This is a genomic window from Streptomyces sp. NPDC047028 (assembly GCF_040644095.1).
Classification (GTDB): domain Bacteria; phylum Actinomycetota; class Actinomycetes; order Streptomycetales; family Streptomycetaceae; genus Streptomyces.
This window is the reverse complement of sequence record NZ_JBEYVS010000124.1, coordinates 1-1505: the sequence shown is the minus strand read 5'-3', so window position 1 is coordinate 1505 and position 1505 is coordinate 1. Positions and strand designations below refer to the sequence as shown.

Sequence of the window (1505 nt, the reverse complement as noted above, 5' to 3'; positions counted from 1 at the left end):
TGGCTGACAACCGTGTTCACACCTGTTTCCGGGCCGGACACGACGATCGACATCGGTCCGTTCACAGCCGCGATGCCCGTGCCGTCCGGCAACACCGCCTGTACCTCGTCCTCGGTCGCCTGCACAGCGGCCATCGCGCCCCCCGAAGGGAGCTGCTGCATCAGCCGGCCACGAGCAGCGACCAGCCTCGCCGCGTCCTCCAGCGACCACAGACCCGCCACATGCGCGGCAGCCAGCTCACCGATGGAGTGCCCGGCCAGCACATCCGGCCGCACACCCCAGAACTCCAGCAACCGGAAGAGGGCGACTTCCAGGGCGAACAGCGCCGGCTGCGTGAAGCCCGTCTCGTCCAGCCCCTCACCACCGAACATCACGTCCTTCAGCGGACGTTCGAGATGCGCATCCAGAGCAGTGCACACCTCGTCCAAGGCAGCGGCGAACACCGGGAAGGCCTCATACAGCTCCCTGCCCATCCCGGCCCTCTGGCTCCCCTGCCCCGTGAACAGGAACGCCACGGAACCGGCCGCGACCGCCGGAATGTCCCGCTCGGCCACCGCCGCCAGCCCAGCCAGCAACCCCTCACGGTCACCCGCCACCACACCCGCCCGGTAGCCGAATGCCGACCGCTGCGTGACGAGTGAGCAGCCGACATCCGCCGGCTCCAGCCCCGGGTGTTCCGTGACGTACTCCAGCAGCCGTGCCGCCTGGGCCCGTACCGCCTCCGCGGTCTTGCCCGACACGATCCACGGCACCACCGGGAGCGGCCCGGCCTCAGGAGCCTTCGCGGGCTCCTCGGCGGGGGCCTCCTCGACGATGACGTGGGCGTTGGTCCCGCTGATACCGAACGAGGAGACACCGGCCCGACGTACCCGCTGCTCCCCCGCCTTCCACGGCTGGGCCTCGGTCAGCAGCTCCACCTCCCCCGCCGACCAGTCGACGTGGGAGGACGGAGCATCGACGTGCAGGGTCTGCGGCAACTGCTCGTGGCGCAGGGCCAGCACCATCTTGATGATCCCGGCGACGCCGGCCGCCGCCTGCGTGTGCCCCAGGTTGGACTTGATCGAGCCCAGCCACAGCGGGGCGCCCTCGGCACGATCCTGACCATAGGTCGCGAGCAGCGCCTGCGCCTCGATCGGGTCACCAAGCCGGGTGCCGGTGCCGTGACCTTCCACGGCGTCGACGTCGGTCGTGGCAAGCCGGGCGGAGGCGAGGGCCTGCCGGATGACACGCTGCTGGGACGGCCCGTTCGGCGCGGTCAGCTGGCTGCTCGCACCGTCCTGGTTGACCGCCGAACCCTTGACGAGGGCGAGGACGCGGTGGCCGTTCTTCCGTGCGTCGGACAGCCGCTCCAGGACGAGGACACCCACGCCCTCGCCCCACCCGGTGCCGTCGGCGGCCTCGGCGAACGGCTTGCACCGGCCGTCCGACGCGAGCCCCCGCTGCCGGGAGAAGTCGATGAAGGTGTCCGGCGTCGACATCACCGTCACACCACCGGCCAGGGCGAG

1 protein-coding gene is annotated in these 1505 nt (G+C 71.0%); it reads right to left on the bottom strand.

The window, feature by feature from the left end; all coding sequences use genetic code 11:
• Positions 1 to 1505, bottom strand: a 1505-nt coding sequence (locus tag ABZ854_RS37215) for a type I polyketide synthase (protein WP_361220483.1), incomplete at both ends; no start/stop codon positions are given.